Source organism: Chryseobacterium sp. CT-SW4 (assembly GCF_048572715.1).
GTDB lineage: Bacteria > Bacteroidota > Bacteroidia > Flavobacteriales > Weeksellaceae > Chryseobacterium.
In genome coordinates, this window is the sequence record NZ_CP183840.1 from 3,136,062 (window position 1) to 3,160,158 (window position 24,097).

Annotated in this window: 25 protein-coding genes; 4 read left to right on the forward strand and 21 right to left on the reverse strand. The window is 37.3% G+C overall.

The genetic code is table 11. The features are described from left to right. Positions 1-5: 5 nt before the first annotated feature. The 21 genes from ABJ974_RS14065 to ABJ974_RS14165 all read right to left on the reverse strand — a co-directional run bounded on the left by ABJ974_RS14065 (position 6) and on the right by ABJ974_RS14165 (position 18,446). Positions 6-1,379: a DUF4153 domain-containing protein gene (locus ABJ974_RS14065; protein WP_419868859.1), complete on the reverse strand. Its 1,374-nt coding sequence runs from the start codon at positions 1,377-1,379 to the stop codon at positions 6-8. 13 nt (positions 1,380-1,392) lie between these two features. Beyond that, the gene (locus ABJ974_RS14070; RefSeq protein ID WP_419868860.1) at positions 1,393-1,878 is read right to left on the reverse strand and encodes a Coq4 family protein; all 486 of its coding nucleotides are present in this window, start codon (positions 1,876-1,878) and stop codon (positions 1,393-1,395) included. Between the two features lie 67 nt (positions 1,879-1,945). Then, positions 1,946-2,236: a winged helix-turn-helix domain-containing protein gene (locus ABJ974_RS14075; protein ID WP_419868861.1), complete on the reverse strand. Its 291-nt coding sequence runs from the start codon at positions 2,234-2,236 to the stop codon at positions 1,946-1,948. Between the two features lie 27 nt (positions 2,237-2,263). Continuing rightward, on the reverse strand, positions 2,264-2,881 hold the full coding sequence (locus ABJ974_RS14080; protein WP_419868862.1) for a hypothetical protein: 618 nt from the start codon (positions 2,879-2,881) through the stop codon (positions 2,264-2,266). Between the two features lie 126 nt (positions 2,882-3,007). Further along, on the reverse strand, positions 3,008-3,772 hold the full coding sequence (locus ABJ974_RS14085) for an enoyl-CoA hydratase/isomerase family protein (RefSeq protein WP_419868863.1): 765 nt from the start codon (positions 3,770-3,772) through the stop codon (positions 3,008-3,010). A gap of 1 nt (position 3,773) precedes the next feature. Further along, entirely contained in the window at positions 3,774-4,466 is a 693-nt protein-coding gene (locus ABJ974_RS14090) for an SMUG2 DNA glycosylase family protein (protein ID WP_419868864.1), read from the reverse strand. Between the two features lie 51 nt (positions 4,467-4,517). Next, on the reverse strand, positions 4,518-7,013 hold the full coding sequence (gene paaZ, locus ABJ974_RS14095) for a phenylacetic acid degradation bifunctional protein PaaZ (RefSeq protein WP_419868865.1): 2,496 nt from the start codon (positions 7,011-7,013) through the stop codon (positions 4,518-4,520). A gap of 66 nt (positions 7,014-7,079) precedes the next feature. After that, positions 7,080-7,661, reverse strand: coding sequence for a transposase (locus ABJ974_RS14100; RefSeq protein WP_419868866.1), 582 nt, complete (start codon positions 7,659-7,661; stop codon positions 7,080-7,082). Between the two features lie 198 nt (positions 7,662-7,859). After that, positions 7,860-8,453: an acyltransferase gene (locus ABJ974_RS14105; RefSeq protein WP_419868867.1), complete on the reverse strand. Its 594-nt coding sequence runs from the start codon at positions 8,451-8,453 to the stop codon at positions 7,860-7,862. 85 nt (positions 8,454-8,538) lie between these two features. After that, entirely contained in the window at positions 8,539-9,744 is a 1,206-nt protein-coding gene (gene pcaF / locus ABJ974_RS14110) for a 3-oxoadipyl-CoA thiolase (RefSeq protein WP_419868868.1), read from the reverse strand. Positions 9,745-9,803: 59 nt separating this feature from the next. After that, the gene (gene paaI / locus ABJ974_RS14115; protein WP_419868869.1) at positions 9,804-10,217 is read right to left on the reverse strand and encodes a hydroxyphenylacetyl-CoA thioesterase PaaI; all 414 of its coding nucleotides are present in this window, start codon (positions 10,215-10,217) and stop codon (positions 9,804-9,806) included. A gap of 85 nt (positions 10,218-10,302) precedes the next feature. Next, complete coding sequence (locus ABJ974_RS14120) at positions 10,303-11,436, reverse strand: 3-hydroxyacyl-CoA dehydrogenase NAD-binding domain-containing protein (RefSeq protein ID WP_419868870.1); 1,134 nt, start codon at positions 11,434-11,436, stop codon at positions 10,303-10,305. 69 nt (positions 11,437-11,505) lie between these two features. After that, positions 11,506-12,306, reverse strand: a complete 801-nt coding sequence (locus ABJ974_RS14125) for an enoyl-CoA hydratase/isomerase family protein (protein ID WP_419868871.1) — start codon at positions 12,304-12,306, stop codon at positions 11,506-11,508. A gap of 72 nt (positions 12,307-12,378) precedes the next feature. After that, positions 12,379-12,843: a 1,2-phenylacetyl-CoA epoxidase subunit PaaD gene (gene paaD / locus ABJ974_RS14130; RefSeq protein ID WP_419868872.1), complete on the reverse strand. Its 465-nt coding sequence runs from the start codon at positions 12,841-12,843 to the stop codon at positions 12,379-12,381. 51 nt (positions 12,844-12,894) lie between these two features. Continuing rightward, entirely contained in the window at positions 12,895-13,647 is a 753-nt protein-coding gene (paaC, locus tag ABJ974_RS14135; protein ID WP_419868873.1) for a 1,2-phenylacetyl-CoA epoxidase subunit PaaC, read from the reverse strand. 1 nt (position 13,648) lies between these two features. Beyond that, complete coding sequence (gene paaB / locus ABJ974_RS14140; protein WP_292010102.1) at positions 13,649-13,930, reverse strand: 1,2-phenylacetyl-CoA epoxidase subunit PaaB; 282 nt, start codon at positions 13,928-13,930, stop codon at positions 13,649-13,651. Positions 13,931-13,972: 42 nt separating this feature from the next. Next, positions 13,973-14,908, reverse strand: a complete 936-nt coding sequence (gene paaA, locus ABJ974_RS14145) for a 1,2-phenylacetyl-CoA epoxidase subunit PaaA (protein ID WP_419868874.1) — start codon at positions 14,906-14,908, stop codon at positions 13,973-13,975. Between the two features lie 69 nt (positions 14,909-14,977). Further along, entirely contained in the window at positions 14,978-16,063 is a 1,086-nt protein-coding gene (locus ABJ974_RS14150; RefSeq protein WP_419868875.1) for a 2Fe-2S iron-sulfur cluster-binding protein, read from the reverse strand. 25 nt (positions 16,064-16,088) lie between these two features. Beyond that, positions 16,089-16,439: a hypothetical protein gene (locus ABJ974_RS14155; RefSeq protein ID WP_419868876.1), complete on the reverse strand. Its 351-nt coding sequence runs from the start codon at positions 16,437-16,439 to the stop codon at positions 16,089-16,091. A 12-nt stretch (positions 16,440-16,451) separates the two neighbouring features. Beyond that, a complete protein-coding gene (locus ABJ974_RS14160) occupies positions 16,452-17,771 on the reverse strand; it encodes a phenylacetate--CoA ligase family protein (RefSeq protein WP_419868877.1) in 1,320 nt (439 codons plus the stop codon). 81 nt (positions 17,772-17,852) lie between these two features. Continuing rightward, positions 17,853-18,446, reverse strand: coding sequence for a TetR/AcrR family transcriptional regulator (locus ABJ974_RS14165; protein WP_419868878.1), 594 nt, complete (start codon positions 18,444-18,446; stop codon positions 17,853-17,855). Positions 18,447-18,682: 236 nt separating this feature from the next. On the opposite strand from ABJ974_RS14165, the gene clpB reads away from it, so the two are divergent. From clpB to ABJ974_RS14185, 4 genes are all read left to right on the forward strand, one after another. Further along, positions 18,683-21,274, forward strand: a complete 2,592-nt coding sequence (gene clpB / locus ABJ974_RS14170; RefSeq protein ID WP_419868879.1) for an ATP-dependent chaperone ClpB — start codon at positions 18,683-18,685, stop codon at positions 21,272-21,274. Positions 21,275-21,494: 220 nt separating this feature from the next. Next, a complete protein-coding gene (locus tag ABJ974_RS14175) occupies positions 21,495-22,022 on the forward strand; it encodes a hypothetical protein (RefSeq protein ID WP_419868880.1) in 528 nt (175 codons plus the stop codon). A gap of 650 nt (positions 22,023-22,672) precedes the next feature. Then, complete coding sequence (locus ABJ974_RS14180; RefSeq protein WP_419868881.1) at positions 22,673-23,452, forward strand: sensor histidine kinase; 780 nt, start codon at positions 22,673-22,675, stop codon at positions 23,450-23,452. A 2-nt stretch (positions 23,453-23,454) separates the two neighbouring features. Then, positions 23,455-24,090: a response regulator transcription factor gene (locus ABJ974_RS14185; RefSeq protein WP_419868882.1), complete on the forward strand. Its 636-nt coding sequence runs from the start codon at positions 23,455-23,457 to the stop codon at positions 24,088-24,090. The last annotated feature ends 7 nt before the right edge of the window (positions 24,091-24,097 follow it).

A 24,097-nucleotide genomic window follows, 5' to 3' on the forward strand; every position in this document is an offset into this window, starting at 1 on the left:
AATATCTATTTTTTTAATGTTTCATAATAAAGTATTTTTGAAAGGAAACTGCCCGAATTTTCCTTATTCACTTTATCCAAAATTTGCTTTTTGAGTTTTACATCCTGTTTTTCATCTGCATATTTCAATAATATTTTATCATTAAAATGTATTGATGTAAGATGATAATTGAAAACGAAATCACTTCTTTTCACATTTTGAGAGGTTATTATTCCGCCCCAATTGATGTAACTGCATGCTAAAATTGTTCCATAAAGCCACCATGTCATGGTATTAAATAAATAGGCATTTCTTTTTTTCTTTTGAATTTTTACGAATGTCAGTATTAATCCTATTAAAGATAAAATAAGAAATCCATATACTCCCAGCCGTTTATAGGTGAATCCATAATTGATAATATATTCCGTATTTTTTGCCAGCGTAGCACATACCAATATGGCATTTAAAAAAATCCAGGTCTTGGCCAGAATCATCAGAAATTTAGCCTTAGAGTCAAAATTAAACCCTCCTTTAAAATAAAACATAATCACTAAAATTGCCATTATAATCGAAAGGACAACAGCATTTACTCCTTCATGGGTTTCCTCCGAAAGCTGCACGGGTGTTTTGATTACTTCATAGAACTGTTCATACGAATAAGTAATGATAAAAAAGATAAGCAGAACATTTAAGAGCAAGAAAGATATCACGCCGCTCATTCTTTCTACATCCAGTTCCATAAATAAATAGCTGGCTTTTTGTATTCTGTCCTTTTCTCCGAAATCATTATTGAGTACATGATTTTGCTGATAAATATATTTCTCCACATCATAATTCCAGTAATTAAAAGCAATAAAGAATCCAAGAACGCTAAGACAAATGATCTCCCAAAGATTGACGGTCAATTCCAGGTTTGCAAAAAGATTGGCAAAATGGTTACTCCCCACAGAGTAAATCCCAAAGAAAACAACCAGGAGTATAAATGGGATCAGAATAAAGGCTACCAACTTCTGCCCCACTCCAGAGACATTGATTTTAGGCAGCCAGGATTGAAAACTGAAAAACCGGCAGATAAAGGTACAGATGTTCACTACGACAACCGGAATTAAGAGTAATATTTTCATTCTTTTGTTCTTAGCCCTGTATGATAAAAGCAAGAGAGAGATCATAACTGCCAAAAAAGATGGAAAATCAGCGTACCAGGCAAATGCTATACTTGATAAAACACTGGTTACGAACAGAAGTAAAAATGTTTTTATCCTGTTCTTTTCAGGAGTTTTGTATAAGGTAAGGACAGCATATATAATTCCTAAAATTCCCAGATTTAATCCTATGCTTTCTTCATAGAATAAAATGGTGAATAAAGCGGTGGTCAGAAAGATGTATCGATAGGTTTTCATTGTTTTTTCATTTTTAAAAGTGAATAATTGTATTTTTTTGTCGGATAAAATCTTTAATATGTCCGACATTCTGCCATAGAAGTTCTTCAAAATCCCAGTGATGGAAAGGTTTCATATTTTTTCCTTTCCGATAAGCTTTCATATAGGTTTTAAAGTATTCGGGAAATATGATACCTCCCAGCAACATCACTCCCAGAAGGTATGCGCTTCTTTTTCCATTTCCGAAAAGAAGATACTGCATGGCGATCTCTTCTTTCATGCTGGTTCCATAATCCGTAACGAGATGGTATACATCATGGTTTTCCATTTTGGGGATCATCCTGAAACCATGCTTTTTATAAAATTCTCCTAAAGCTCTTCCCAGGGAATCTTCCTGAAAGCTGAGTAATTGTTCTTCATTGAACTGCCATTGTCTTTTTGTTTTTTTAAAATACTTTCTGTATTGCCTTTGTGAATTTTCATACATAAATAGTAAGAAGCGTAGTCGTAGTTTTTTCATTATGGTCTATCTTTTAATTAATACAAAGAACTTTGAATTACAAAGTTAAATTTCAAAAAAATATAGGTTACCTCCCTAATAATTTTTCCAATGCATTTAAATGTTCTGTAAATGCAGTTCTTCCATCTTGTGTTACTCTATATGAAGTCTTAGGTTTTTTACCTACAAATTCTTTTTTTACTTCTATGAATCCTGATTTTTCCAAGGCACTACTATGGCTGGCCAGGTTTCCGTCTGTAACTTCCAACAGGTTTTTCATTTCTGAGAAATCAACCCAGTCATTTACCATAAGAACGGACATAATACCCAATCTTACGCGGCTTTCAAATTCTTTATTGAGTTGATTTATTTTTATCATGGTAAGTTTATCATCCTTAGACAGGAATTATTTATATTTTTTATGCATGATCAGTCCATAGACAATATGAAGAACTCCAAATCCCAGCGTCCATGTGATCAGTCCCCATCCTAAAAAGAAGAATGAAACTAATCCTAAAAATATCTGGCAGTATCCCAGGTACTTTATGTCTGTCAGTGTATATCTTTCCGCACTTACTAATGCCAAACCATAAAAAATTAAAGTGGAGGGTGCGATTAAAATAAAAAGTTGATGATACAAAAATGCCAGGCAGGTTAATCCTCCTGTAATTAAAGGAACAGAAAAAGTAATCAGTAAACGTTTGGTAGTAGCATCCCAAATTTTCAATCCTTTCTTTTTGCTTTTACTGGCTGTGAAAAAATATCCGCACAAAATCGCAACTATAAGAATCAAAATACCCGTAATAACCAATTCCTTTACTATAGCCGGACTATAAATATTCCTGTTTCCGTCAAAATAATCGATTCCTTCCCGCTGGAAAACAAAATAGACATAGACAGCTCCTATAATGGCTGTTAATCCCGCAAAAAACCCTGATAAACCACTTAAGGAAATAAATCGGGAGGAACGCTCCATCATAGAACGTATATGAGATAAGTCTTCGTGATAATTTTTTGCATCCATATAAAGAACTTTGAATTACAAAGTTATAATTATTTTTAAATCAACAAAATATTTTTTTACAATTATTTAAATAAAAAAGGCACTTTTCTTCTCAGTGCCCTTCTCTTCCTATTTCAATATTATTTTTTATTTTGCTCTCAGCCTTTCTTTGATAGATTCAATATTCTTTTTCGCTGAATCTTCTAAGATAAGGCTTGCACTCATATGTATTCTGGCCGGCATTAATTCATCAAAATGATCCGTACCTTCCCATGATACTTTTTTAATTAGAGCCAATGCTTCATCACTTCTGGTAGCCAACTTTTGTAAAAATGCATCCAACTGCTCATCCATCTGGGCAATATTTTCAGCAACCGAGTGATAAATATTATGCTGCTCCCCCCATTCTGCAGATCTGAAATCCGCATCTATAGCCATTGCCGAAAACTGAGATTTCCCGATTTTTCTTTCTACATACGGACCAATAACAAAAGGACCAATTCCCAAATTGATCTCCGTAAGTGCCAATGCAGAATCTTTGGTAGCAAAACAGTAATCCGCTCCACAGGCTAGTCCTACTCCACCTCCTGTCGTTTTTCCCTGCACTCTTACAACAACGATCTTCCCACAGTTTCTCATCGCGTTCAATACTTTGGCAAATCCACCGAAAAATTGAGTAGAAGCTGACAATTCTTCTATCGCCAATAATTCATCGAAGCTTGCTCCCGCACAAAAAGCTTTCTCACCAACACTTTTCACCAATATGGCTTTTACTTCCTTTTTTGCCCCTTCTTCTAAAATAGTCTGAGCCAGTTTCTCCAAAATTGCCCCTGGCAGGGAATTACTCTTTGGTGTTCCAAAGGTAATTTCTGCAATGTTATTTTTAATTTCTGATGTTACAAATTCTTCCATATTATTTTTTTAAAGCTAAAATATACTTATCTATATACAATTGTTTCTCTTTGGATTTATACTGCTGAATATACCTTGGATGTTCCAGAACCGTAATGTTTTCAAACAATGGTTCTTCCTGATTAAGCTTGTCGATAAATTCTGCATTTTTCTTTCCCAGCACAAATACTTCCGAAGTATCAAGATGTAAACTGATATGCTTTTTTAAAGATTCAATCATAAAACCTTTCACGTCCCTGAACAATTCTTTATCATCATAATAATTGGCATTCAGCCAGGTTCCGTTTTTCGCCTTTCTTACAATAGCAAGGGGAAAGGGTGAATTGATATAATTATCTTTATAGAATTCCTGGGCTCCTCCATAATCATGAATCATATCATAGATAAAGACTGAAGAAACTTCATGGGTATAAGCTGATCCCATTTTAATTCCGCAAACACTTTCCAGCCGTTTCGTATCTGTAAAGGGAACCCCCGTCACTCCAGCTCCATGACGGCTTGGATTGATCCCTATAATAAATTTTCTTTTATCAGAATCCGAATAATACTGATGATAAAACTTTCCCATTACTTCCATGGTTTCGGGATTATCCAGATAGGGGTTTAACACCTTGAAATCTGCCGGAAGGTCTCCCGAATAGCTAAGATTTCTGTTGAATTCAATAACTCGATCTGCAAAGGTCTTATTCTTCATCTCATAGGATTAAAAGGAGCCATTCCGGCTCCTTTAGATTATTATTCATTATTACAGTAATCCGAACTGATCAAAATGATGAGTGAAATGTTTTCTGTGCATCAGCTCCATCATTTCCTTATTCAGCTTTCCAAATACAAAATGTAAATGTTCCGCCTGAGGATTTTCTTTATAGTAAACCGAATATCTTTTAAAGTTATCAATAAAAGCCTGTTTTGCGGCATCCAGATTTTTATACTTCAATGGAGGAAGGCTTCCGTCCTGAGGTAAAAACGGCGCCGGAAATTCTTTCGGCATCTTTCTGTGGTTATATAAAGAGTCCTGATATTTTTCCAGGTTTTCTTCCGGAGTATAGCATTTTTCAACTTCCGGTTCTCCCATACTGAACAGAACCGTTTCATCTAAATGCTCGATCATCTGCTGTGGAGACATTTTACCCCATTTAGCTTCACTGCTTTCCGTTAATCCTTTAAGAAGTTTTTCAATATTTTTTGTATTTAAATCTATAAAAGGAGACTGTTTTGCCACTAAAGTCAAGATTGTTGCTACACAAACCACTTCCTCCCTTTGGTTAACAACTTCAACCAACCATTTTACAACGCCTGAAGGAATATTTCTTCCCTTAACTCCTCTGTTGATTTTTTCTTTTGCCGTCAAATAAACCGTAATGGTATCTCCTGCGTATACAGGTTTAAAGAAGCTACAGTCTTCCAGTCCGTAGTTGGCAATTACCGGACCTTTTTTACCCGACACAAATAATCCCGCCGCCGCTGAAAGGATGAAATATCCATGAGCAACCGTTTTATCAAAAATAGTTCCGGTCAAGCTTGTAGCATCCGTATGGGCATAGAAATGATCCCATGAAACATTCGAGAAATTAACAATATCCGCATCGGTGACTGTTCTTCCCGCTGTTTCCAGAGAATCCCCCACTTCCACTTCTTCAAAATACTTTTGGAAAGGATGTTTATCTGAATATTTTTTCTCGGCTCCCTGCTGATAGATTTTTGTAATAGCGGTTAAAATATCAGGAGAACCCTGGATAGCTGTTTTCTGTAAGAAGAAATGTAGCCCGTTTAAGCCGCCCATCTCTTCACCGCCTCCTGCTCTACCGGGACCTCCGTGCATTAAGGTGGGAAGTGGTGAACCATGTCCTGTACTTTCTTTAGCATTATCCCTGTTCAATACATAAATTCTTCCGTGCTGAGAAGCCATTTTCCAGGAAGTTTCCGCCACGAACTTATCATCATAAGAAACAATAGATCCTACGAGACTTCCTTTTCCTCTTTTCGCCAACGCAGCAGCTTCTTCTGCATCTTTATATGGCATCAAAGTAGAAACTGGCCCAAAAGCTTCCACTTCATGGGAAACATTTTTGTCAAAAGGCTTATCATTCAGGAATAACTTAGGACTCATAAATGCTCCTTTTTCATAATCTGCATCCACAAGCTCATGTTTTCCGTCGTACACAAGTTCTGTCTCGGATTTTAAAATATTTACTTTTCTAAGCACCTCATCATACTGTTGTTTTCCCACAAGGGATCCCATTCTCGTCTCTCTGTTTAAAGGGCTTCCGATCGTTGTCTGGTCCAAAGCTTTAGATAAGGCATTCTGGACATCACCGATTAAATGTTCAGGAACAATAATTCTACGGATAGAAGTACATTTCTGGCCTGCTTTTGATGTCATTTCATTACGGACTTCTTTTATAAACAGATCAAATTCGGGAGTTCCCGGCTTCGCTTCCAACCCCAGAATAGAACAGTTCAGTGAATCGGCTTCCATATTGAAGCGAACAGCATTTCCGGCAACAGATGGTAAAGACTTCAACTTTCTACCTGTCCCGGCCGATCCTGTAAATAATACCGAATCTCCATCCTTCACATAATCAAGTATATTTCCCGGTTCACCACATACCAACTGAACAGCTCCTTCAGGAAGAACCCCACTTTCAATCATATCCTGGAAAACCGCATTGGTCAAATAAGATCCGAAAGGAGAAGGCTTTACAATGGAAGGAACTCCTGCCAATAATGAAGTAGACAGCTTCTCCAACATTCCCCAAACAGGAAAATTATAGGCATTGATCTGAACAGATACTCCTTCACTCGGCGTTAAAATATGAGTTCCCAAATGGGTTCCGTTAGCAGAGATTTTCTGAGTATCACCATCTACCCAGAAAGTAGTATTGGGAAGCATTCTTTTTGCTAATCCCGAATAGGTAAAGAACGTTCCGAAACCTCCTTCAATATCTACCCATGAATCCACATGAGTAGCTCCGGTTTTATATGATAATTCGTAATATTTTTTCTTTCTTTCCAGAAGGTAAAGAGCTACTTTTTTAAGCATTTCACCACGATCATAGAAAGTCATGGATGATAAGTTTTTATATCCTACTGTTCTACCGTAGTCCAAAGCCTGTTCAAAATCAAGCCCTTCGGTATCGGAAACAGCAACCTGTTCTCCTGTAACAGCATTGTATAAAGGAATTCCATTTCCGTTTCCTTCAACCCATTGTCCGTAGATATAGTTTTTTAGTTTTTCCATATTATTTTTCATTAATATTAAAACTCAAACGTTTTAAATCTATTAAGTTTTTGTCCTATTTTTATTTTACATTTCCAAAAAATCATATTCCACACTACTATGATGGAATGCGATAAAATCCTGTATCGAATCAAAATACTCCATAATGTCCTCTCTCTTTATTTGACTCTTTTTATACAAATCCAAATAAGAACGATAAGACGAGTAATTCCAATCATTTAATTCTCTCACAAAACCATGGTTTACAGGGTTATGATGAATATAATGAACTAATTTTAATAAATATTTTTCATCTTCCACCTTCTTCCTCTTGATAAAGTCGAGAAAAAGAGCACCTTTCCTATTATACCTTTTGTTATAAGCTTTAGCATATCCATTAAGCATATTACTAAAAGGTTTCATTAAATTTTTATGAATATTCTCCTTTTCATTTTCTTCTATCTGCCTATCCTTAAACCTAAGCAAAAGGTGAAAATGATTAGGAAGCAATGAATATGCATAAATATCTGCCACAGGTATAATATACCGGGATAATTTTTCTAAAAAATACTGATAATTGGAAGTCTCTTTAAAAATTAAATCCTGTGCGTTAGCATGGCTATACACATGATAGACACCTCCGTAATCAAAACTTTCTAAATTTTTCATTTGTGTTTTAAATTTTTGTGATGTTGATTACTTCTTTGAGTTACTTATTTTAAATTTTCATTTTTATCGTTAAGGGATTTTTTTAACCTTGTTCTGGTCTTTTTTCAAACTTTTTATCCAAACCTTATAGGTTTTTAAAACCTATAAGGTTTAGCAGGTTTAGTTAGCTATTTAGTAGACTAATAATTATAATCTGTTCTATTTCACATCTGCCCAGATACTATAATCAATAGTCTTGGTTGGCGTCTGCTCTACATATTCTGAAAAAGGCTCACAGGGAAGAATCGCGTCTTTTCCTTCTCTTGCCAATTCCTGATACAATTTTGTTCCTTCCGTTTTCCAGTGAATCATATCATCGGAAACATCACGGATAATTTTTGCCGGACTTCCGACAATCAGTTTTCTGGGTTCACAGGTAAAATTAGCAGGTACAAAAGCTAAGGCACCAATAATGCATTCATCACCTATCACTGCTTTGTCCATAACTACGGCATTCATTCCTACCAGGCAGTTTTTTCCTATATGTCCCGAATGAATAATGGCACCATGACCTATATGAGCTGATTCTTCCAGAATAGTTTCAATATTCGGGAATACATGGAGCGTGCAGTTTTCCTGAACGTTGGCTCCGTCTTTTATAATTATTTTCCCCCAATCTCCGCGGATTACCGCATTGGGGCCGATATAAACTTCTTCACCGATCTCTACATTTCCTATAATGACCGCTTGCGGATGTATATAGGCGGAGGGCTTTATAACAGGGCGAATCCCATGATATGAATAGATGTTCATAATATTTAATTTATTAATTAAAAAAATAAGGACAACTTGAATTTAAAACATAGATCTGATTTCAAACCTGGTCCTTATTTTACTGCTACATTTTTTCAATTACCATTGCATATCCCTGTCCTACTCCGATACATAGGGTACACAAAGCATATTTCTTATTTTGTTTCTGAAGTTCCAATGCCGCAGAACCGATAATCCTCGCTCCTGAAACCCCTAGAGGATGCCCTATAGCGATAGCGCCACCATTCGGGTTGATTCTTGAATCGTCATCTTTTAACCCTAAACTTCTGGTTACTGCTAAAGCCTGGGCAGCAAATGCTTCATTAAGCTCTATGATATCCATATCTTCTAAGGATAGGTTCACTCTTTTTAATACTTTCTGAGTAGCTTCTACGGGGCCGATTCCCATAATTCTGGGTTCTACACCTGCTACGGCAGACCCTAAAATCTTTGCTTTAGGCTTTAATCCGTATTTTTTCACAGCTTCCTCGCTAGCAAGAATTAATGCAGCCGCCCCATCATTCATTCCCGAGGCATTTCCGGCCGTTACGCTTCCTTCTTTTCTGAAAGCCGGACGAAGTTTTCCGAGCACTTCCAATGTTGTGGTAGGCTTTATAAACTCGTCTTTTTCAAAAACAAGGGGTTCTCCTTTTCTTTGTGGAATTTCAACTTTTACAATTTCTTCCGCCAGTCTTCCGCTTTCCTGGGCTTTTGTAGCTTTTTGCTGGGACCACAGAGCAAATTTATCCTGATCTTCTCTGCTGATATGATGTAAGTCCGCAAGATTCTCTGCAGTTTCTCCCATCCCGTCAACGCCGTACATTTCCTTCATTTTAGGATTGATGAAACGCCATCCGAAAGTGGTATCGAACATCTGGCTGTCTCTTCCATAAGCGGCACTTGGTTTTGACATTACATAAGGAGAACGGGTCATATGCTCCACTCCTCCTGCAATATAAAGATCACCTTCACCGGATGCAATAGATCTGAAAGCATTGGCTACCGCGGACATTCCCGATGCGCAAAGCCTGTTTACGGTTTCTCCTCCGATTTTGTATGGCAATCCTGCTAATAGAAGTGCCATTCTAGCTACATTACGATTATCTTCTCCTGCTTGATTCGCACATCCGAAAATTACATCTTCAATTTCTTCTACGGGAACTTCAGGATTTCTTGCCACAATTTCCTTAATGACGATGGCGGCAAGATCATCTGCCCTTACTTCTGATAATCCTCCCTGCAGCTTTGAAATGGGAGTTCTTACATAATCTATGATATATACGTTGTTCATTTTTAATCTATTTACTATTCTGATTGGGATTCTTCGCTACGCTCTGAATAACAATAACTCTATAATTCGGTTACTTTTTTTCCTATTTTATAAACGGTTCCTACGAACTTAGCTACCAATTCATCATTCTGATTGGTAATATTGATATCATAAAGGGCCGTCTTCCTCGTTTCATTAACCAGCTTACTTTCTGCTCTTAAAACGTCTCCTTCTCTTCCTGCCTTCGTGAAATTAATGGTCACACTAAGCGCTACGGCCGCATCACCTTTATTATTGGAAGAAAATGCAAATGCCGAGTCTGCAAAAGCAAAGGTTACTCCTCCATGTACTGTTCCCAGCCCGTTCAGCATTTGCTGGGTAATGGTCATTTCTATCAGGGAATAGCTTTCCTTAATGTCTATAATTTTTATTCCTAAAAACTGGGAGAAATAATCTTTCTCCATCATATAGTCTACAACTTGTCTTGGTGTCATATTCAATTGATTAATTTGAAAATACATCAATTTGAAAATTTCCTAAAGATATTTGAGTTTTCAAATTGTTATATTCGTTCATTTCCTAATTTAATTTTCTCAGTAAAGGGCTTTGCTTATACCGTTCTTCCTGATATTCCATATACAGGTTCTGAAGGGTTTCTGAAATTTTGGAATATCCGATTTCTTTTCCCCATCCCAATAGCCCTTTGGGATAATTAACACCTTTCTGCATGGCCAGTTCAATATCTTCATCGACAGCTATCCCCAGCCTTTTTGCTTCTACCGCTTCATTGATCAGCATAGAAATAATTCTTAAAAAAATATATTGGTATAATGCATCGTCTTTCTGAGCCACCGGTTTTTCTGCTCCTTCACCGTAGTCATAGAAACCTTTTCCGGTTTTTCTTCCGTGAAGTTTAGCTTCAGACATACGCTGCTGTAGCAGGGACGGCTTATATTTCGGATCGTAGAAATAATCTTTATAAACAGTAGTCGTTACGGCAAAGTTCACATCAATACCGATGAGATCCATTAATTCAAACGGTCCCATTTTAAAGCCCCCCAGGCTTCTCATCGCTTCATCCACCTGCTCCGGACTGGCCAGGTTTTCTTCTACTATTCTTAATGCTTCTCCATAGTACGGACGGGCTATCCTGTTGACAATAAAGCCCGGTATATCTTTAGCAATAACAGGTACTTTTCCCCAATCTTTCATAAGGTTGTAGATTTTCCCTGCCAATGATTTTTCAGTTAATAATGAAGGAATAACTTCCACTAAAGGCATTAAAGGTGCAGGATTAAAGAAATGGATCCCGATGAAACGTTCCGGTTTTTTTAATTCCGCTCCTAAAGAAGTAATGGAAATGGATGATGTATTGGACCCTATGATACAGCTTTCAGAGACATACGTTTCCAGTTCTGTGAAAACTTTAGTTTTAATTTCTTTGTTCTCAATGATTGCTTCAATCACCAGATCAGCATTTTTTAAATCCTCTAAACCTTCTGCTTTTTTTATGTTATTTCGTATGGAAGCTGCTTTTTCCTGAGAGATTTTGGATTTTTCCACGAGCTTTTGGAGTGTCTTTTCCAAACCGGCCAGTGCTTTATCTATCTGAGGTAACTGCGCATCATATAAAACTACTTTGCAGTCTGCTGTTGCTGCCACCTGGGCAATACCTACGCCCATAGTTCCAGCCCCAATAATTCCTACATTCATATTACTATTTCTTATAAAAAGATAGTTTTGAAAACTCAAAACTATCTCAGTTATTAATTATTTAAAAATTTATTTTCCTTTGTAATTAGGTTTTCTTTTTTGTAAAAAGGCATTTACTCCTTCCAAAAAGTCTTCTGTTTCCGAAGCTTCCTGCTGTAGATCCGCTTCCAGATCAAGCTGCTGCTTTAATGTATTGTCGTACGAATGGGCAAATGCTTTTTTCGTCAGTTTTATAGCTGCTGTCGGCATATTGGAAAGTCTTTCCAATACTTCCATTGATTTGGGAGTAAATTCTTCTTCACTGAAAACCTCAGCTACCAATCCAAAAGATTTAGCTTCTGCTGCCGGCAATTTTTTCCCTGTAAATGCTAAATAGTTGGCAAGCTGTCTTCCCAGAAGTTTAGGCAGGAAATAGGTTCCGCCCGTATCAGGAATCAACCCGATATTAGAAAACGCCTGAGAAAAATAAGAGCTTTCATGAGCCAGCACAAAATCCGAAATAAGAGCAAGCATAGCCCCTGCTCCCACTGCCGGTCCGTTTACCAGAGCGACTACGGGTTTTCTGCAACGGGTAACCTCCATTACCAGCGGATTGTAGTAGTCTACTACAATTTTTCTGATGATGTCGTGGTCATAATGCTCTTTTCCGACTGTAAATGCTTCATCAAGGTTTTGCCCTGAACAGAAAGCCTTCCCTCTCCCGGAAATTGCCACACATCGAACCGTTTCGTCTTCGTTACATGAATGCACAAAATCCTTTAACTCCGATAAAGAGGGTTTGGTAAGAGCATTCATGGTTGCCGGCTGATTGAGATAAGCAATTTTAAGTTTTCCGTCAAAATGGGTTTCAATATCAAGTTGTGTATACATACTGGATTGGTTATTAATACGTTAATAATAAAATAATTACTTTGAATTTAATTTCATTAAAGTTAAACATTTCTAATGACATTTAAAGTAATCGAAAGGCTCCAGACAATCCAGGCATTGGTAGGAAGCTTTACACAACGTAGAGCCAAACCTGCTGATCTGCTTGGTATGCATGGATCCGCAACGCGGACATTTTTTAGGTTTTCCTATATGATGCTCATCGGCTCCTTTTTCGGGAGGAGTAATACCATATACTCTAAGTTTCTCTCTCGCTTCATCGGTCAGCCAATCGGTTGTCCATATGGGAAACATCTTGGTCACCACTTTTGCATCCCAACCGTTTTCCTTCATTAACTTGACAATATCTTCTTCGATATTGAACATCGCAGGACAAGCCGAATAGGTAGGAGTGATCACCACCTCACAAGTATGGTCACTTGTGGGTTTCGCTTCTCTTACAATACCCAGTTCCACGATATTAATTACCGGAATTTCGGGATCAGGAATTTCTTTTAGTATGTTTATTAAATTATTCAATTTTAATTAAGATAACCATTTAACAAAGTATTCATGTACCGGAAAGTTGATTTACCATGTACATCCCGGATAGGCCCTCTGCATATATTGCAGTTCACAAAGGATATATCCGAAGTATTCTGTATGATATCCGGTTCTGGATCTGGGTTGCATAAAGTGATCTTCTGCAGGATATTCCAATCCGAAATTCCGGAAGTCTTCTTTTGTAACAGAGACAAACTGCTGGTATAACTCATCCGCATCAGGCACAACATTTAAGGCACTTATTTCACTTTCTCCTTCTACTTTTGCGAAGAGTCCTTTTGTATATTCCCAAATATTCTCGATAGCATTGGTAAGACGGTTTTTACTTTCCTCCGTTCCCTGTGCAAAAATATTCATCCAGGAAGAAGCGTGGGTATAATGATACTTTACTTCTTTTAATGATTTCTGGGCAATAGCTGCCAGCTCTTCATCCTGAGATCCGGATAATGCCTGATATAATAATTTCTGATATACGGCAAATACATACACTTTAAGAACCGTCTGAGCATAATCTCCGTTAGGAAGTTCCACCCAGTGTGCATTCACATATTCGGGTTCATATCTTAAAAAAGCAATATCATCTTCTGTTTTACCGTTATCAGCTATCCTTGAGGCATATTGATAAAAGTTATTGGCCTGCCCCAGTTCATCCAGTGCAACATTCACCAACGCAATATCTTCTTCCAGATAAGGTCCTTCCCCGCACCATTCGGATAATCTCTGACCCATAATAAGGCTGTCATCAGCCAGTTTTAACACATAATTATATAATGCGTTCATATTACATGTTTTTTACATCGTTAGGAATATTATAAAAAGTAGGATGACGATACAGCTTATCATCCGCCGGATCAAAAAATGCATCCTGCTCCATACCTTCCGAGCTTACAATATATTTACTTGGAACTACCCAAAGGCTTGTTCCTTCCATTCTTCTTGTATATACGTCCCTTGCATTCTGTAATGCGAGTTCTGCTGTTGGTGCCTGTACTGTTCCTGCATGTTTATGGGACATTCCCGGTTTTGTCTGGATAAACACTTCCCACATATCTAATTGACTCATCTTTTGAATTATTATTGTTAAACTTGATTGATTTAATACGGATTAGATTACTTTTTCCTGCTTTGCAGCAAACGCCGTAGCCGCTTCTTTCACCCAGGCATTTTCCTGCTGGGCTTTTATTTTAGTCTGTAATCTTTTTTTATTACAAGGTCCGTTACCTTTTAAAACTTCATTGAATTCTTCCCAAGGAAGCTCACTGAAATCATAATGACCTGTTTCTTCGTTCCATTTTAAGTTTTCATCAGGAACTTTTAATCCTAAGAATTCAGCCTGTGGAACCGTAACATCAATAAATCTCTGACGAAGGCTATCATTACTTTCGCGTTTTACTCTGTAATTCATGGATATTTTAGAGTTTGGAGAATGTTCATCATTAGGCCCGAACATCATCAGTGCCGGCCACCAGAAACGGTTTAAAGCTTCCTGGGCCATTTCCTTCTGCTCTTTTGTTCCCCGGCACAGTGCCATTAGGATTTCATATCCCTGTCTCTGATGAAAAGATTCTTCTTTACAGATTCTTACCATCGCTCTGGAGTAAGGACCGTAAGAATTTCCCATCAGCATTACCTGGTTCATAATAGCTGCTCCGTCCACCAGCCAGCCGATCGTTCCTATATCCGCCCAGCTAAGAGCAGGATAGTTGAAAATACTGGAATACTTGGCTTTTCCACTCAGCATATCATTATAGGTAGCGTCTCTGTCCGCAGTGAGCTTTCCGTTTCCTAATGTTTCAGTAGCTGCATACAGATATAATCCGTGTCCGGCTTCATCCTGAATTTTAGCCAGCAGAGCCATTTTTCTTCTTAATGAAGGTGCTCTGGATATCCAGTTGGCTTCCGGCAACATTCCTACCACTTCCGAATGGGCATGCTGGGAAATCTGACGAACCAGTAATTTTCTGTAGTCGTCCGGCATTACGTCCTTCGGTTCTACTTTGTTTTCTTCTTGTACGTATTGAACAAATTTTTCTAAATCCATTTCTTCTTGTTTTTGTAAAATGTAACAAGTATTTATGAATACCGTTTACATTCAATCATTAATACAATTTTAAACATCATAATTAAGCATCACCACATTCGTTGTCGGGTGACATTGACATGTCAGTACGTAGCCTTTGGCTACTTCTTCTTCAGTAAGAGCAAAGTTCTTCTCCATGAAAACTTCTCCTTCCAGGACCTGAGCCTTACACGTACAGCAAACTCCTCCCTTACATGCGAAAGGAACGGGAAGCTGATCTTTCAATGCTTTATCTAAAATACTTTCTTTCTTAGAGTTCAAATGGAACGAGTATTCATCATCATCGATGATAACGGTTACCATACTTTCAATATTCGCTATGGCTTTGAATTCTTCACTCATTTCTTCTGAACCTTCTTCGTCAGGAGCGGTGAAATATTCATATAAAACCTGGATAGCGGGTACTTTTTTATCTTTTTTCAGGTAATCGGAAATTCCTTTAATCATTTCCGCAGGTCCACAGATGAAATAAGTGGAGTCCTGAACATTGATGTCGGTATATCTTTCAAATAGCTGTTCTAATTTTTCTGCAGAAATCCGTCCTTCAAATACGGGATCTTCGTGCTTTTCACGACTTACCAGATAGATTACTTTTAATCTTCCGTTAAAATCCTGAACCAGCTTTTCAATTTCCTCTTTCCTCATTACATGCTCCATACTTCTGTTGCTGTAAAACAGATAAGCATTACTCTTAGGCTCCTGGTAAAGACTTTCTTTAAGGTTGGAAAGTACCGGACTTATTCCGCTTCCGGCTGCCAACCCCACATAGGTTTTAGTATTGGCAGGATGGTAAGTGGTATTAAAGCTGCCCATCGGAGGCATTACTTCCAGCTCTTCATTTTCACAAAGGGTATTGTTAAAATATCCTGAAACTTTTCCTCCTTCCAAAAGCTTTACCAATACTTCCAGTGTATTGCTTTTTTCACTTGGGGCATTGCATATGGAATAAGAGCGTCTTTCTTCATTTCCATCGATCATCATCCGGAAATTGATATATTGACCTTGTTTAAACCTGAACTTATCCTTAAGCTGTTCAGGAATTTCCACCGCAACATTTACGGCATCATGGGTATCTTTCTTAACCTTTACGGTTTTTAGTTTATAAAATGAATTCATTTCTGTTTTATATTCTCTATTTCTCTTAATCTTTAACGAAATTCTGCTTTTTAAGTTCTTCTATTGAACTTTGAGACAGCAATAGTATTGATTTCAAACTATTCTCAATTTTGTTGACGATCTCTTCCCGAGGTCCGTCCTTCCAGTCCTTACCTGCATAAAAATCATTCAGGACGGAGTGCATTTGGTCTTCGCTCTCAAAGGCACGTATGAGATAATAACAATCCGAATCATGAAGGGAATTTCCATACAATATCACTTCTATCGAATGGCTTGCATGCAAAGGGACACTGGTCTGCTGCATGATCTGATGAAAGGCTTCACCAGTACCTTCTTTTAAATTATATTGTAATATTTCCACCACTTTTCCGGTCATTCTTATTAACCTTTATTTCTGTTTTAATATTCTATTTATTTTGCCACCTTCACATTTAGGCAAAGCATCCTGAGCATGGATTTTCACTTTAGTGGTGATTCCTACTCTCCTTTTGATCTCGTTTTCTACGCTTCTTTCAAATTTATGGATGAAGTCACTGTATTCGTCACTATTGATCGGCAAATGCTGATCTTTTACAAATTGATCATCTATTTCCACATCTACTTCCAGTGCTACACACATATGTTCTTTTTCAATAGGGGTCAGGTAATAGTTCGGTACTACACCTTTCACATGTGAAAAAGCTTCTTCGATCTGGCTTGGATATACATTTACCCCTCTTACGATCAGCATGTCATCAGCACGTCCCAGTATGGGTTTCATTTTCACCATTGTTCTTTTAGCATTGCTATCGTAGTAAAGACTTGTAATATCATTGGTCCAGTACCGCAGAAGAGGCATTGCTTTTTTGGTTAAAGTCGTAATTACCAGGACTCCTTCTTCTCCAAACGGGACCGGCTGCTGAGTTACCGGATCTAAGATCTCAGGATAGAAATGATCTTCCCAGATATAGGCACCTCCTTTTTCTTCCCAGTCTTCCATGGAAACACCCGGCCCTATGATTTCACTGAGTCCATAGATATTGGTGGCATGTAGCCCCAATCTGTTTTCGATATGTCCTCTGATAATTTCGGTCCAGGGCTCGGAGCCTAAGACTGCGTATTTCAAACTGATCTCATCTCCTGAAATCCCCCTGCTTGCAAATTCATCTGCAATGGTAAGGGCATATGAAGGAGAGCAGCAGATAACTTCAGGTTTGAAGTCTAAAATTAAATCGACCTGTCTTGTCGTCATTCCTCCTGAAATGGGCAGTACACTCATTCCTAGCTTTTCAGCTCCGTAATGCAAACCAAGACCTCCTGTAAAAATACCGTATCCATAGGCATTGTGCAGCTGCATACCCGGCTGGGCTCCGGCAGCATTCAAAGATCTTGCAACTACCTCGCTGAACAGATCAACATCTTCTTTTGTATATCCTACCACTGTCGGCCTTCCTGTAGTTCCGCTTGAGCAATGAATTCTCTGAAGTTCATTCTTGGGAACCGTAAATAATCCAAAGGGATAATTATTTCTCAAGTCTTGCTTGTGGGTAATCGGCAGTTTAGTAATATCTTCAATTGATCTGATGTCGTGAGAAGATATTCCAGCTGCTTTAAATTTCTCTTGATAGAAGCCTGACTTCTGCTCAAGGTAACCAATTAAATTCACCAATCTTTCGGACTGCAAACTTCTTAATTGATCAATCTTTAAATATTCAACTGAAAAATCCATAAAAACTAACTAACATTTGTTAGGGGTAAATTTAAAAAGATTTTCCACTCTCGCAAAATTTTTCATGACTTTCGTCATGTTTTACATTTTTCCAAGCAGTCCATAAAGGATCTTATCCCTTATTTCATCGATGATGGCGTGGGATGGCCCTGAATTTTTTTTAAACCAGAAATAAGAGTTATTTAAGGTATGAAGAATAAATTTTGTGGTAAAATCAGGTGATTTTAATTCCCATTTTTCAGCCTTATAGATCTCAGAAATTAAATTTTCCACTTCAGACTGATATTTTTTCCTTAATTCGACAAATTCCGAACGTCTTTTCTCCAAATGCTTCCATTCATTGGAATAAATATGGGTAACATCCGGATTTTTAAGAACTACCGATAAGTGTTTATTGATAAATAAATCCAATTTTTCTTTCGGAGAAACATCTGTACTTTTCACTTCCTTTAGCTCTATAAAAAACTCATTGGCGATTCCAAAACAGATCCACTCCAGCAGTTCTTCCTTAGATTCTATGTGGGCGTACAGGGAAGCCGCCTTAATATTCAGCTTGGTAGCAAGATCTCTCACCGAGCTGCCTAAATAGCCTTTCTCCTTAAAAAGCTCAATGGCTTCTTCCAATATTTTTTTTTGTTTCTCTTTAAGCTCCATATGCATTACAAAAATAACCATTCCAAATAAAAAACTAATTTTTAAAATCGGAAATTTTGTCAAGTTAATTTTACGTTAAAAATACAAAATCCGGAAATTTTGACTTATTTTTTTATAAATTTAGTAATTGAACAGTTTTTGCGTTATACGTCTCGAATTAAATGATAAATAATTGATGGCGTTAAGAAGCTAAGCCTGAAAATTTAGTTTCTTAATGTTTTTAAGAAAATAAACTTGAACAAATAATTGCAAAAAATATGAACTTAAACCAATATACTGTAAAATCACAAGAAGCCATTCAGGCAGCCCAGCAAACGGCTCTTGAATTCGGCAACCAGAGTATTGAGCCCCAACATTTACTTGAAGGGATTTTTCAGGTAGATGAAAATATTTCTCCTTTTTTACTTAAGAAATCAGAAGCAGATGCCAACCTTGTGCGGGAACGCAACCGCGAAAATATAGAGAAACTTCCTAAAGTACAGGGAGGGAATATCTATCTTTCCCAATCGGCTAATAAAGTTTTACTGGATGCTCCCAATATCGCTAAAAAAATGGGAGACGAATATGTAACAATAGAACATTTATGGCTTGCTCTTTTGGAAACAAGTTCAGAAGTTTCCAAGATGCTGAAAGATATGGGAGTAACCAAAAATCTTCTGGAAGGAGGAATCAAGGAATTAAGAAAAGGAAGTAAAGCCACTTCTGCAAGTTCAGAAGAAACTTATCAATCCTTAAATAAATATGCTAAAAACTTTAATGAGCTGGCAGCAGAAGGAAAACTGGATCCGGTAATCGGCCGTGACGAAGAAATCAGAAGAGTGCTTCAGATCTTATCCAGAAGAACTAAAAACAACCCTATTCTCATCGGAGAACCCGGTGTAGGTAAAACAGCTATCGCTGAAGGTATTGCCCACAGAATCATCAATGGAGATGTTCCTGAAAACCTGATGGATAAAACATTGTATTCATTGGATATGGGAGCCTTGATCGCCGGAGCCAAATATAAAGGGGAATTTGAAGAACGTTTAAAATCCGTGGTTAATGAAGTGATCAAATCCGACGGACAGATCATACTTTTCATTGATGAAATTCATACTCTTGTAGGTGCAGGAGGTGGTGAGGGAGCTATGGATGCCGCTAATATCTTAAAACCCGCTTTAGCTAGAGGTGAATTGAGAGCGGTAGGAGCTACCACGCTTAACGAGTATCAAAAATATTTTGAAAAAGATAAAGCACTGGAGCGCCGTTTCCAAAAAGTAATGGTGGAAGAGCCGGATACCGAATCGGCAATTTCCATCTTAAGAGGTATTAAAGATAAATATGAAGCCCACCATAAGGTAAGAATTAAAGATGAGGCCATTATCGCCGCAGTAGAAATGTCACAACGTTATATTTCCGACAGGTTCTTACCGGATAAGGCGATTGACCTTATCGATGAAGCTTCTGCCAAATTGAGAATGGAAATCAATTCCAAACCGGAAGAGCTGGATGTTTTGGACAGAAAACTCATGCAGCTGGAAATTGAACTGGCGGCCATCTCAAGGGAAGGCAACCAAACCAAGATAGACCATTTGAAAGAGGATATCTCCAAAATTTCTGAACAGAGAAATGAGATCAATGCAAAATGGTTAAAAGAAAAACAGAAAAGTGAAGATCTTACTCAGATCAAAAAAGATATTGAAGCACTGAAACTGGAAGCAGAAAGAGCTTCGAGAGCCGGAGATTATGCAAAAGTAGCGGAAATCCAATATGGCAAAATCAAGGAAAAAGAAGATGCATTGCAGAAACTTGAGCTGGAAATGCAGAATCATCAGAATGAATTGATTAAGGAGGAGGTTACTTCTGAAAACATATCAGAAGTGATTGCTAAATGGACCGGAATCCCGGTAACCAAACTTTTACAGTCCGAAAGAGAAAAATTATTAAACCTTGAAGCCGAGCTTCACCACCGCGTTGTCGGTCAGGATGAAGCCATCCAGGCGGTAGCGGATGCGATCAGAAGAAACCGTGCCGGACTTAGTGATGATAAAAAGCCTATCGGGTCTTTCCTTTTCCTCGGAACCACCGGGGTAGGTAAAACCGAATTGGCTAAAGCATTGGCTGAATTCTTATTCGATGATGAAAATAATATGACGAGAATTGATATGAGTGAATATCAGGAACGTCACAGTGTTTCCAGATTGGTAGGAGCGCCTCCGGGATATGTAGGATATGATGAAGGGGGCCAGCTAACCGAGGCGGTAAGAAGAAGACCTTATTCGGTAGTATTGCTGGATGAAATAGAGAAAGCCCATCCGGATGTATTCAATACGTTGCTTCAGGTTTTGGATGACGGTCGTCTTACAGACAATAAAGGACGTGTGGTCAATTTCAAAAATTCGATCATTATTATGACCTCCAATTTAGGCTCTCATCTGATCCAGGAAAACTTTGAAAATATTACCGATGAAAATCAGGATGAAATCGTAGATAAAACAAAAGGTGAAGTTTTCGATCTGTTGAAACAGACTCTACGACCTGAATTCCTGAACAGAATTGACGAAGTGGTACTGTTCCAGCCGTTAAGAAAAAAAGAAATCGGAAAAATCGTTCAGTATCAGCTGAGAGGATTTAATGATATGCTGGCCAAACGTAATATTATTATGACAGCCACTCAGGATGCCGTGGACTACCTTATGAACAAAGGTTATGATCCTGTATTCGGAGCAAGACCGCTGAAAAGAGTGATCCAGCAGGAAGTGCTTAATAAGCTTTCACGGGAAATCCTTTCCGGCCAGGTGAATGACGGCGACAGAATCACCTTGGATTATTTTGAAGAAACAGGATTGGTATTCAGACCAACAGAATAAACACGAAGTAGTTTTTTTCATATATTATTAGTTTCAAAATAAGTACCATAGACCCAAAGTCTGTGGTGCTTATTTTATTAAAGAGCGGCTATTACAAAAAAATAATTTTAAAAAAACCGTAAAAACCCTAATAATTAACAGGGAAAACACTGTAATTTAACTTCTATTTTTTCCGAAATTTGCACATTACATACACAACAACCTTATAAAACCAAAAGTTATGAACGAAGATCAATCCTCTAAAAAAAATGTAGTCCCCAACACCATTGTTAACAGTCTGATCAAGAATATGATCGACAACTACAAACAAAACCAACTGGCAGTAATCAATAAAGAATTAGGAATGGCGGATTCCCATTCTATCTGGTTCGATTTGCCTACTTTAAAAAAGCTTATTTCTGATATAGAATCTAAAACTCAAAACATTGATCCCAGCATTACAGATAAAGATCTGGGACTAAGATTTTATTATGCCGCCTATCCAAAAGCTGAAAACTGGGATATCATGGAAGGACAATCCATCGGAAAAGAATATGCAGGAAAGCATACTTTGGTAATGATCCCGACCATCAAAAGAGAAAATCTGAATTTCGATTTTGACCCTTTAAATTCAGCTTCTTTAAAAACAGCTACTACAGCCAAAGCTACTACTGTAAGTTCACGTCTTTCATCACTTTCTGAAGAGAGTCTTGCACAAAATCACGGACAGCTTGTTCCTCCACATACCTCTGATGTAGAGTTATATTAATCTCTAATGTTTAAGTAGAATACAATGGCTGATTTCCAATTTTTTTTAAGTGAAGGCATGCTTTTCATGGAAGGTACTGCAATGATCATTTCACTTCTGTTTTACAGACAGGTAAAAGATCAATATTGGAGATACTTTGTATTCTACTTAACATTTATTTTTCTCTGTGAAGCATTTGGCAAATGGGGTGGTAATTTAATTTCCTTTGATAAATCCGAATATTATAATTATTTTGTAATTCCGGTTCAATTTCTGTTTCTGTATTGGTTATATGCTGTAAAATCTTTGAATAAGAAGAATCTTTTCTTTATTCTATCTTCTGTTTATTTGCTTTCTTTTATTCCTAATGAATTATTTTTTGAAAAAAGGAAAATTATTTTTTCTTTTAACTATACATTTGGGAGCTTTCTACTTATGATTTTGGTAATCATGGAATATTACAAACAGATTAATTCAGCGAATATTTTGTATTTTAACCAGAACAGAATGTTTTATATCAATCTTGGTGTCACTTTATTTTATATAGGGACATTACCCTTTTGGACATTCTATTTTCTTCTTTTAGAACATATGGATATCTGGAATATTTATTTTATTTACTTTCTGATTTCGGGAATTATTATGTATTTACTATTTTCAATTTCATTTATATGGGGAAAACAGAGCTATACTTAACGATCATTTTATTCAACTTATTCTTTGTATTATTTGTGGTTGCAGTTATTATCTACATCAACAAATACAAGCTGCGAAAGAAAGAATACCTGAATGAAATTGAAATAAAAAATGAAGTGCATCAAAAGGAGATCCTAACCACCCAGCTTGAAATCCAAAGGATCACCATGCAGCAGATAGGCCGCGAACTTCATGATAACATAGGTCAGAAATTAACCCTGGTGAGTTTATACACCCAGCAGTTATTACATGAAAATAAAGTACCTCAGGTGACGGAAAGAATAGAACAGGTTTCCCAGATTATCAACCAATCCTTACAGGATCTGAGAAGTCTTTCCAAAACGTTAACCGATGATAAAATCAATCAAAAAGAGATTGTAGCATTAATCCAGGAGGAAGTGGATAATTCTAATTTATTTAAAAGATGTCATATCAGTTTTAAACATAACTTTGAGCATCTGGATTTAGGATTTGTCCACAAAAATGTTTTATTGAGAATTACCCAGGAATTTATTCAAAACAGCATTAAACATTCACGCTGTGAAAACATCTGGATTACCCTCAATACCTCCGATGAATCTTTGTGGGAATTAAAAATCCAGGATGATGGTATCGGATTCGATTCTTCATTAGCTGCTTCTAATGGAATTGGCCTGACGAACATGAAAAACAGAGCAGAAATTATAGGAGCAGACTTTAGTTTAAACAGTAAGCCGAACAGGGGAACTTCCCTCAGTATTATTTTAAAAAAATAGTCATGAAAAAAAGCATTGTCATTGTTGATGACCATATACTTATTGCAAAAGCATTGGAAGGTATTATAGATAATTTTCAGGATTTTGAAGTGATCTATGTATGTGAAAACGGTAAAGACCTCATTCAGAAGTTTGAAAATGATCACACCCTGCCTGATATCATACTTTTAGACATCAGTATGCCTATCATGGATGGTTTTGAAACGATGGCATGGATCAGGGATCATCATCCGGAAATTAAAGTAATGGCTCTCAGTATGCAGGGTGATGATAAAAGTGTGATCAGGATGATAAAAAACGGAGCCAAAGGTTACCTGTTAAAAAATACCCACCCCAAAGAATTGGAAACCGCACTCACAAGATTAGACCATGAAGGTTTCTTTTATCCGGAATGGGCTTCCCGGATCATTCTTTCAACACTGAATAATGATTCTCCTGAGCTCACGGTAAAGATATCCGAACGGGAAAAAGAATTTTTAAAATACACGGTAACCGAATTAAGCTATAAAGAAATAGCCGATAAAATGTGCTGCAGTCCGAGAACTGTTGAAAGCTACCGGGATCAGCTGTGTGAAAAACTCCAGCTTAAAACCCGGGTAGGCCTGGCAGTTTTTGCTATTAAAAACGGTTTTGCCTAAATTATTA

What these genes read in the sequence shown, in the direction of transcription:
- ABJ974_RS14065 (WP_419868859.1), bottom strand. Translation starts at nt 1,379, where the DNA reads ATGAAAACCTATCGATACATCTTTCTGACCACCGCTTTATTCACCATT.
- ABJ974_RS14070 (WP_419868860.1), bottom strand. Translation starts at nt 1,878, where the DNA reads ATGAAAAAACTACGACTACGCTTCTTACTATTTATGTATGAAAATTCA.
- ABJ974_RS14075 (WP_419868861.1), bottom strand. Translation starts at nt 2,236, where the DNA reads ATGATAAAAATAAATCAACTCAATAAAGAATTTGAAAGCCGCGTAAGA.
- ABJ974_RS14080 (WP_419868862.1), bottom strand. Translation starts at nt 2,881, where the DNA reads ATGGATGCAAAAAATTATCACGAAGACTTATCTCATATACGTTCTATG.
- ABJ974_RS14085 (WP_419868863.1), bottom strand. Translation starts at nt 3,772, where the DNA reads ATGGAAGAATTTGTAACATCAGAAATTAAAAATAACATTGCAGAAATT.
- ABJ974_RS14090 (WP_419868864.1), bottom strand. Translation starts at nt 4,466, where the DNA reads ATGAAGAATAAGACCTTTGCAGATCGAGTTATTGAATTCAACAGAAAT.
- paaZ (WP_419868865.1), bottom strand. Translation starts at nt 7,013, where the DNA reads ATGGAAAAACTAAAAAACTATATCTACGGACAATGGGTTGAAGGAAAC.
- ABJ974_RS14100 (WP_419868866.1), bottom strand. Translation starts at nt 7,661, where the DNA reads ATGAAAAATTTAGAAAGTTTTGATTACGGAGGTGTCTATCATGTGTAT.
- ABJ974_RS14105 (WP_419868867.1), bottom strand. Translation starts at nt 8,453, where the DNA reads ATGAACATCTATTCATATCATGGGATTCGCCCTGTTATAAAGCCCTCC.
- pcaF (WP_419868868.1), bottom strand. Translation starts at nt 9,744, where the DNA reads ATGAACAACGTATATATCATAGATTATGTAAGAACTCCCATTTCAAAG.
- paaI (WP_419868869.1), bottom strand. Translation starts at nt 10,217, where the DNA reads ATGACACCAAGACAAGTTGTAGACTATATGATGGAGAAAGATTATTTC.
- ABJ974_RS14120 (WP_419868870.1), bottom strand. Translation starts at nt 11,436, where the DNA reads ATGAATGTAGGAATTATTGGGGCTGGAACTATGGGCGTAGGTATTGCC.
- ABJ974_RS14125 (WP_419868871.1), bottom strand. Translation starts at nt 12,306, where the DNA reads ATGTATACACAACTTGATATTGAAACCCATTTTGACGGAAAACTTAAA.
- paaC (WP_419868873.1), bottom strand. Translation starts at nt 13,647, where the DNA reads ATGAACGCATTATATAATTATGTGTTAAAACTGGCTGATGACAGCCTT.
- paaB (WP_292010102.1), bottom strand. Translation starts at nt 13,930, where the DNA reads ATGAGTCAATTAGATATGTGGGAAGTGTTTATCCAGACAAAACCGGGA.
- paaA (WP_419868874.1), bottom strand. Translation starts at nt 14,908, where the DNA reads ATGGATTTAGAAAAATTTGTTCAATACGTACAAGAAGAAAACAAAGTA.
- ABJ974_RS14150 (WP_419868875.1), bottom strand. Translation starts at nt 16,063, where the DNA reads ATGAATTCATTTTATAAACTAAAAACCGTAAAGGTTAAGAAAGATACC.
- ABJ974_RS14155 (WP_419868876.1), bottom strand. Translation starts at nt 16,439, where the DNA reads ATGACCGGAAAAGTGGTGGAAATATTACAATATAATTTAAAAGAAGGT.
- ABJ974_RS14160 (WP_419868877.1), bottom strand. Translation starts at nt 17,771, where the DNA reads ATGGATTTTTCAGTTGAATATTTAAAGATTGATCAATTAAGAAGTTTG.
- ABJ974_RS14165 (WP_419868878.1), bottom strand. Translation starts at nt 18,446, where the DNA reads ATGGTTATTTTTGTAATGCATATGGAGCTTAAAGAGAAACAAAAAAAA.
- clpB (WP_419868879.1), top strand. Translation starts at nt 18,683, where the DNA reads ATGAACTTAAACCAATATACTGTAAAATCACAAGAAGCCATTCAGGCA.
- ABJ974_RS14175 (WP_419868880.1), top strand. Translation starts at nt 21,495, where the DNA reads ATGAACGAAGATCAATCCTCTAAAAAAAATGTAGTCCCCAACACCATT.
- ABJ974_RS14180 (WP_419868881.1), top strand. Translation starts at nt 22,673, where the DNA reads ATGGGGAAAACAGAGCTATACTTAACGATCATTTTATTCAACTTATTC.
- ABJ974_RS14185 (WP_419868882.1), top strand. Translation starts at nt 23,455, where the DNA reads ATGAAAAAAAGCATTGTCATTGTTGATGACCATATACTTATTGCAAAA.